The sequence below is a fragment of the Wolbachia endosymbiont of Nomada ferruginata genome (genome assembly GCF_001675785.1).
GTDB lineage: Bacteria > Pseudomonadota > Alphaproteobacteria > Rickettsiales > Anaplasmataceae > Wolbachia > Wolbachia pipientis.
The window spans coordinates 1-7,407 of the sequence record NZ_LYUY01000071.1; the positions used below are offsets into that span (position 1 = coordinate 1).

Consider the following 7,407-nt stretch of genomic DNA (forward strand, 5'->3'; position numbering starts at 1 on the left):
GAGCTGATGAGCTAAAGGTAGTTGTCTTACGCTAAAACAAACGTTTTTAATTAAGTTGCATAGAAGCTGGATCCCAGTGTCTGGGCACTGGGATGACACCCCACTGGTGGGAATTGCTCCCAAACTACAACGTTCGTACAGTTGTGTGTGTCTTCCCATGGAGATTGCTCTCAAATCATAATGCTCATGCAGTTGCATGCTCGACTAATTAACAGAAAAATCTATAATTCAGTTTACGTATTTTCTTATCTCAGCCAAAATCTTATCAGATTGACTTTCGTCTGAATTTAAATCAGCTGCAAAGTGTGTAACATATTTTCCTCCAGGGCCAATAAGATATATTATTGAAGAATGGTTGATTTCTTCTTCTCCGTCTACTTTGCTTGCATATACTTTATATTTTGCAACTACTTCGTTTATTTTTTCTCTTTCACCAGTTAACATTTGTATTCTATGGTCAAATTGCTGCTGAAATTCTTTAAGTCTTTCCGTGCTATCGCGCTCAGGATCGACTGTGATGAAGAATGTTTGTAGCTTGTTGTTAGTTTTCTCATCTAACTTTGCAAGTGTTTCTGAAATTATTCCAAGGTTCATAGGGCAAATTCTTTTGCATGAGGAAAACCCAAAGAAAATCATCATGTATTTATCTTTAAAATCACTACTGCGCAAGATCTGTCCGTCCTGATTAATTAAAGAAAAATCTCCGCCTATCTTAACTTCTGCGTTGTGAATCGCTGCTGGGGCAAATATGCCTTTTTTAGTGAAATAACAATAACCTAAAAAAACAACTATTAATGCTGCTAGCACATTAGATAACAATCTTATAAACCTTACCATTAGAATGCTCTCAGTAAAATTGAATTGTATCTTTATTGGTTAACCTATTCAATATATTTATTCCAAAGTGTATTGTTAATTTTGTCTAACAGTTTCTTATGTTCATCAATTTCTTCACTATTTGGTAAATGTTCTCTGGGAGTTAGATTACGTACTTTATGCTGAACGAATGTGGAGTTACTGTCCTGATTGCATTCATTATCAAACAGAAAGGTTTGTAACCCTCCTGTAAGTTCAACATATACCTTTGCAAGCAATTGAGCATCAACTAGTGCTCCGTGCAATTCTCTATTCTCTAGCGATATATCAAAACGCTTACATAATGCATTCAAAGAAGCAGGTGATCCTGCGAATTTTTTCCTCGCAAGAGGTAATGTATCTAGCACTCTGTCTGAGGAAATTAACCCAGCATTCAGCTTGCTTAACTCCATGTTAAGGAACTTAACATCGAATTCAGCGTTGTGAATTACCAAAATATCATTAGATATAAAGTCAAGAAATTCAAGTGCAACATCTGAAAATAATGGTTTATCTTCTAAAAATTCTTCACTAATACCGTGAATCTTAAACGAGTGATAAGGTATATCTCTTTCTGGGTTAAGGTACCGATGGAATACTTTACCTGTTGGAATGCGGTTAATTAATTCCACACACCCTATTTCAATAATTCGATGACCAGGTTCAGTGTCAAGACCTGTCGTTTCAGTGTCAAGTACTATTTCGCGTAGCTTGCTTTCCATTTCAAATAAAACTCATCTTACTTGTCATTTGTCTTATCGTTACTTGTCTTTTTATAGTGAATAGAAACAAGCAACCAGCTTGGGTCTGATGAATTAACATTTTTTTTGAATTGCCATACATCCTCAACTTTATTAATAGTGGATGTACTACCTGATATGATATCCCCTTTATTATTCTTAACGAAGTTAATTTGCTCTGAAAGGAAATATGCTGCAATAAACACTACATTTTTTACTAGCTTTATTTCTAAAATCTTTTGTGAAACGATAGAAACAATGATAGACTCGTGCACCTCTTTACGATGTTTAATCTTCTCTGCAAAATTATCATATAAGTCTTTATCGAGAAGTGGTTTTAACTGAGACAAATTTCCTTGATTGAAATACTTTATTATTAATTCAAAAGCTATGCTTGAACCTTCTATAAAGTGGGAAATAGAAAAATCTTTATTTTTTTTTAATATTTGTTCATAAGTAACTTTTATTGAATTTTCATCATTGCTATCAATGTAACCCTCAATGTTTTCTACTACGTCTTCTCTACTTCGGCTTACATCCAATACACTAGTTAGCTTTTTTAGGTTGAGGTTGGCTGATCTTCCTAAAGAATTATACAAACGTGAAAAAATGAACGCCGCTAATAAAGCATATATTACAAGCTCTATCATAGTAACTCAACTCCTTGGCATATAAAGTATCCGAACATTATTAATTATTAATGAAAATATGTTTTTCATATCAACTTATAATCAGGTTTGCTATTCGTTTGTAAATGAATATATTATATAAGAAAGTATTAAATATCTCAACTTAATTAAAGGAGACGTAAGAAATGCCACAACAAAAAATGAGAATTCACGGTCAATATGTTAAAGATCTGTCATTTGAGAATCCGAATTCGCCATTCCTTTCTTCTAGTAAAGCTCCAGATATTAATGTAATGGTTAATATCAATTCAGCAAAATTAGAAGGGACGAAAAACAAAGAAGAAATGAATGAAGAAAAATCTTTCCATGAAATTACTTTACATATAGAAGTCAGAGCAACAGTAAAAGATGAAGGTATAAAAGATGGTGTAGCTTTCATTTGTGAGACGAAATATTGTGGTATTTTTTCAATAGAAAATTTAAAAGAGTTGAGTGAAGAAGAGGTAAGACGAGCTTTGTTTATTGGCGGACCTACTTTTCTTTTCCCTTTTGCAAGAGAAATAATTGCAAGAGTTACAAGTAGTGGTGGATTTCCCCCACTGATGCTAGATCCTATGGATTTTGAAACTATGTATGAGCAGCAAGGTCAACAACAAAAAAGTAACGGTAGTAATTCCAATTTTAACTAATACAGTGTAATATATAGCTGAAAATAGCTGTGCTACTGAGGTACCAAAGGAGGAAATATCTGAAATGAAGCAGAATATGCATAATAATTTTGAATGTGATCTATATATCCAGTTGTCATCCAAATGTACTTCATCCTTGTCATCCAGGTGCAAATTATTCTTGTCATCCCAGTGCGTGACACTGGGATCTAGTTCACAACTGTACGAACGTTGCAATGTGACACGATGTTGCATAATAAATGATGTCATTCCAGTGCGTGACACTGGAATCCAGTTCTTATTATACAGCTATCTGGTGTACTTATTTAAAATTAAGTTTTCTGGATCTCAGTGCCAAAGCACTGGGATGACACCCTTCCTGGCGGAGATTATTCTCAAATCACAATGTTCGTACAGTTGTGGATCCAGTTTCGTTGTTCAATTTCATCAAAAGTGTTGTATAGCGTGCTTATTTGCAATCAAATTTTCTGGATCCCAGTGTCTGGGCACTGGGATGACATTGGTAGTTATGCTTACTCTACTGCAACACGGGACGTTCGTACAGTTGTGTGTCATGCACTGGAATGACATCATTAGTTGATTTTTCACTTAAAAATGGTTATGCAGGATGAATAATTCTTTAAACGCAAAAACGACTTTAAACATTGACAGGAAGTCATACAACTATTTTAGCCTAAGTAGTGCTAGTGAATTTTTAGGAATAGATGTGACTAAATTGCCCTGCTCACTTAAGGTTCTGCTTGAAAATTTATTGCGCAATGAAGATGGAGTAAACGTAAAGCTGGATGACATAAGAGTACTAGCAGACTGCGTTAATAAACACACTAATCACGAAATTAGCTATAAACCAGCAAGGGTGTTGATGCAAGATTTTACAGGGGTTCCTGCTGTTGTTGATTTAGCTTCAATGCGGAGTTATGTTAAGAAAAATGGAGGAAACCCGAGCAATATAAATCCGTCTGTACCGGTTGACCTTGTGATTGACCATTCTGTTCAAGTAGATAGTTATGGAAGTGTTTCCGCATTCAGTAAGAATGTTGAGCTAGAAGTAAAAAGAAATTTGGAGAGATATCAATTTTTAAAGTGGGGGGAATCGTCCTTCACAAATTTTAGAGTAGTGCCGCCTGGCACAGGGATTTGCCACCAAGTGAATCTTGAGTATTTAGCGCAAGTTGTATGTAATAAGGATGGAGTCATATATCCTGACACTTTAGTTGGTACTGACAGCCATACTACAATGGTTAACGGATTATCAGTCCTTGGTTGGGGTGTTGGAGGCATAGAAGCTGAATCTGTGATGCTTGGTCAACCAATTAGTATGGTGATTCCAGAAGTAGTTGGATTTAAATTAATTGGCAGATTGTCGGAAGGAGTAACTGCGACTGATTTAGTGCTGACAGTTACCAATATCCTAAGAACAAAAGGCGTTGTTGGTAAGTTTGTAGAATTTTATGGTGATGGTTTAGATTATTTATCTTTGGCAGATAGAGCCACTATAGCAAACATGGCCCCAGAGTATGGTGCAACTTGTGGGTTTTTTCCAATTGATCAGAAAACACTCGATTATTTACATTTAACAGGGCGACCAGAAAAGCTGATTAAGTTAGTTGAGGCTTATGCGAAAGAGCAAGGATTGTGGCGTGGCAATAATGAGTTAGCATTTTTTGACGCACTAGAACTTGATTTATCAAGCGTGAAGCCAGTAATGGCTGGTCCCAAAAGACCACAAGATAAAGTTTTTCTTTCACAAGTGGCAGAGTCTTTTTCTAAATCATTTTCAGTTAATGAGTCAAAGGAAAACGATAAACTCCAAGATGGAAGTGTAGTTATTGCAGCAATAACAAGCTGCACTAACACCTCAAATCCAAGTGTAATGATTGCTGCAGGTCTTGTAGCTCGTAATGCAATTAAACTTGGATTAAAATCAAAGCCTTGGGTTAAAACTTCTCTTGCTCCAGGCTCACAAGTTGTAACAGAATATTTAGAAAAGTCTGGATTGCAGGTAGATCTAAATGCTCTGGGCTTTAATTTAGTTGGATATGGTTGCACAACTTGCATTGGGAATTCTGGTCCACTTAATAAAGATATAGAAGATGGCATTAAAAACAAAAACTTAACCGTTGCTGCAGTTTTATCTGGCAATCGTAACTTTGAAGGAAGAATTCATCCGTTAGTCAAAGCTAATTACTTGGCATCTCCGCCACTTGTTGTTGCATATGCACTTGCTGGTACTGTGCAAACTGATTTGACAAAAGATTCAATATGCAAAGATAAGAATGGAAATGATGTCTATCTCAAAGATATATGGCCAACAAACAATGAAATCGAAGATTGCGTTAAAAGTGTGGTAACACGTGAGATGTTCATACAAAAGTATAAGGATGTTTTTTCTGGTGATGAACATTGGCGAAAGATAAAGTGTGAAAAAAGTGAAATCTATAATTGGGATGCAAACAGCACTTACATACAAGATCCGCCCTATTTTGATAATTTATCACCTAAAAATAATAAAATCGATATAAAAGGTGCACAAATATTGGCAATGTTTGGCGATAGCGTAACCACTGACCACATTTCCCCTGCTGGAAATATTGCCTCAAGTAGTCCTGCAGGTATATATTTAAAAAATCTTGGGATTGAGCCACAGGACTTTAATTCGTATGGATCTCGTCGTGGTAACCACAATGTAATGATGCGTGGGACTTTTGCTAACATTAGAATAAAAAATGAAATGGTTAGCACCGAAGGTGGATATACAAAATATATTCCTTCTCAGGAAATTATGTCAATTTTCGATGCAGCAATGCGCTACAAGGAAGCTCTCATCATTGTGGCAGGAAAGGAGTATGGCACAGGTTCAAGTAGGGATTGGGCAGCAAAGGGTACTTTATTGTTGGGGATTAAAGTTGTAATTGCAGAAAGCTTTGAGCGTATACATAGGTCCAACTTGGTCGGCATGGGTGTTCTTCCACTTATATTCCAAAATGGAATAACCAGAAAGATATTTGATGGTAGCGAGGTAATAAGCATAAAAGGTGAAATAGTGCCAGGTGGAAATCTAGAATGCATCATCAAAAGAAAGGATAATTCAAAGCAATCAATTCAACTCAAATGCTGTGTACAAACCGCAACTGAGACTAAATACTTGATGTGTGGTGGAGTGTTGAGCTACATACTTGCACAATCCTTTTGATTTAGTGAAGTTATTACATGGACTTCTTTTAGCCAGCCCTGGTCCCTTCATAAATAACAATTTGCTCTGCGCAAAGTTATGATATAATTTCACCATACATATGGTGTCAGAGTATTTTTTGGAGATAATTATATATGATAAGCTCTATACAAGAACCTAATGAACTCAGAAAACGTTTACAAGGGTTTTATCGTACTGATGAAAAGAGTTATATACGTTATCTTGTAGAAAAAGCAGAGCTTTCAGCTGATTCAAAAAGTAGAATTTATAATATTGCAAAACAAGTTATTGAAAAAATCAAACACAATAAATTAAGTATTGTAGATTCCTTTATGCAGCAATACTCGCTTTCCAATGATGAAGGAATAGCATTGATGTGCCTTGCTGAATCGCTACTTAGAATACCAGATGATTATACAATAGACGAAATAATCAAAGATAAAATTGCCAATCAGGAATGGAATAAATATTTAGGGCACTCTTCTTTGTTGTTTGTTAATGCTTCCACATGGAGCTTGATGATAGGTAGCAGTATATTGAGAGATAATGAAGGCGATTCGAAGTTCTATTACGCAATTTCTAAGTTACTTAAGAATTTAGGAGAACCGATCATTCGCAAAGCAGTAAAACAAGCAATGTCTATGCTTGGTAATCATTTTGTTGTTGGAGAAACCATAGAAGAAGCTTTAAGGTACGCAAAACTAGATGACAATAGTAAGTTTTTATACTCTTTTGATATGCTCGGTGAAGCTGCTCACACAGCTGAGGATGCAGAAGAGTATTTTAATTCATATATGCATTCAATAAAAGCTATAGGTGAATCCACTGAAATAAATGATTGTTTTAAATCCCATGGAATTTCAATCAAACTTTCTGCTTTACACCCACGTTATGAATTTAGTCAATTTGGCCGAATTGCTGGTGAGATATTCACTAAGGTTTTAGAGCTCTGCCGCGAGGCAAAAAAATACAACATTTCACTATGCATAGACGCAGAAGAAACAGAAAGGCTTGAAATTTCCTTAATCTTGTTTGAACAATTACGGCTTGATGAATCACTTTCTGAGTGGGAAGGGCTCGGCTTGGCTGTACAAGCATATCAAAAACGTGCTTTGTCTGCTCTTGACTTTGTAGAGGATGTTGCTATTCGATCAAATCATAAAATTATGGTGAGGCTTGTAAAAGGTGCATATTGGGATTCAGAAATCAAGCGTACGCAAGAATTGGGATTAGAGGTTGTCCGGAAACAAGTAAATTCAAGCATATTCCCTCTTTAACATAACCCTACTCATAGCTAGGTA

Annotated in this window: 6 protein-coding genes and 2 pseudogenes; 3 read left to right on the plus strand and 5 right to left on the minus strand. The window is 35.7% G+C overall.

Features of this window, described 5'->3' with window-relative positions; translation table 11 throughout:
- The 4 genes from BA053_RS07410 to BA053_RS04560 all read right to left on the minus strand — a co-directional run.
- The coding region (locus tag BA053_RS07410; protein ID WP_156518227.1) for a hypothetical protein at nt 1-198 on the minus strand (198 nt) is incomplete at its 3' end.
- 30 nt (nt 199-228) lie between these two features.
- Complete coding sequence (locus BA053_RS04550; protein WP_065094938.1) at nt 229-837, minus strand: SCO family protein; 609 nt, start codon at nt 835-837, stop codon at nt 229-231.
- A gap of 44 nt (nt 838-881) precedes the next feature.
- Nucleotides 882-1,577 carry a DNA polymerase III subunit epsilon gene (gene dnaQ, locus BA053_RS04555; RefSeq protein WP_065106812.1) on the minus strand — a complete coding sequence of 232 codons (696 nt, stop codon included), beginning with the start codon at nt 1,575-1,577 and terminating at the stop codon, nt 882-884.
- Nucleotides 1,578-1,594: 17 nt separating this feature from the next.
- Nucleotides 1,595-2,245, minus strand: a complete 651-nt coding sequence (locus BA053_RS04560) for a Tim44/TimA family putative adaptor protein (RefSeq protein WP_065094936.1) — start codon at nt 2,243-2,245, stop codon at nt 1,595-1,597.
- A gap of 164 nt (nt 2,246-2,409) precedes the next feature.
- On the opposite strand from BA053_RS04560, the gene secB reads away from it, so the two are divergent.
- Entirely contained in the window at nt 2,410-2,913 is a 504-nt protein-coding gene (secB, locus tag BA053_RS04565; protein ID WP_065094935.1) for a protein-export chaperone SecB, read from the plus strand.
- Between the two features lie 198 nt (nt 2,914-3,111).
- On the opposite strand, the pseudogene BA053_RS08785 reads toward secB, so the two are convergent.
- Nucleotides 3,112-3,240: pseudogene (locus BA053_RS08785) on the minus strand (WPE palindromic element domain-containing protein); the annotation flags it as partial.
- A 280-nt stretch (nt 3,241-3,520) separates the two neighbouring features.
- Here BA053_RS08785 and acnA point away from each other — a divergent pair.
- The gene (gene acnA / locus BA053_RS04570; protein WP_065094934.1) at nt 3,521-6,106 is read left to right on the plus strand and encodes an aconitate hydratase AcnA; all 2,586 of its coding nucleotides are present in this window, start codon (nt 3,521-3,523) and stop codon (nt 6,104-6,106) included.
- A gap of 134 nt (nt 6,107-6,240) precedes the next feature.
- Nucleotides 6,241-7,338: pseudogene (locus BA053_RS04575) on the plus strand (proline dehydrogenase family protein); the annotation flags it as partial.
- Nucleotides 7,339-7,407 lie beyond the last annotated feature (69 nt).

Coding starts and splice junctions, on each gene's coding strand:
- BA053_RS04550 (WP_065094938.1), bottom strand. CDS start 837: ATGGTAAGGTTTATAAGATTGTTATCTAATGTGCTAGCAGCATTAATA.
- BA053_RS04560 (WP_065094936.1), bottom strand. CDS start 2,245: ATGATAGAGCTTGTAATATATGCTTTATTAGCGGCGTTCATTTTTTCA.
- acnA (WP_065094934.1), top strand. CDS start 3,521: ATGAATAATTCTTTAAACGCAAAAACGACTTTAAACATTGACAGGAAG.
- secB (WP_065094935.1), top strand. CDS start 2,410: ATGCCACAACAAAAAATGAGAATTCACGGTCAATATGTTAAAGATCTG.
- dnaQ (WP_065106812.1), bottom strand. CDS start 1,577: ATGGAAAGCAAGCTACGCGAAATAGTACTTGACACTGAAACGACAGGT.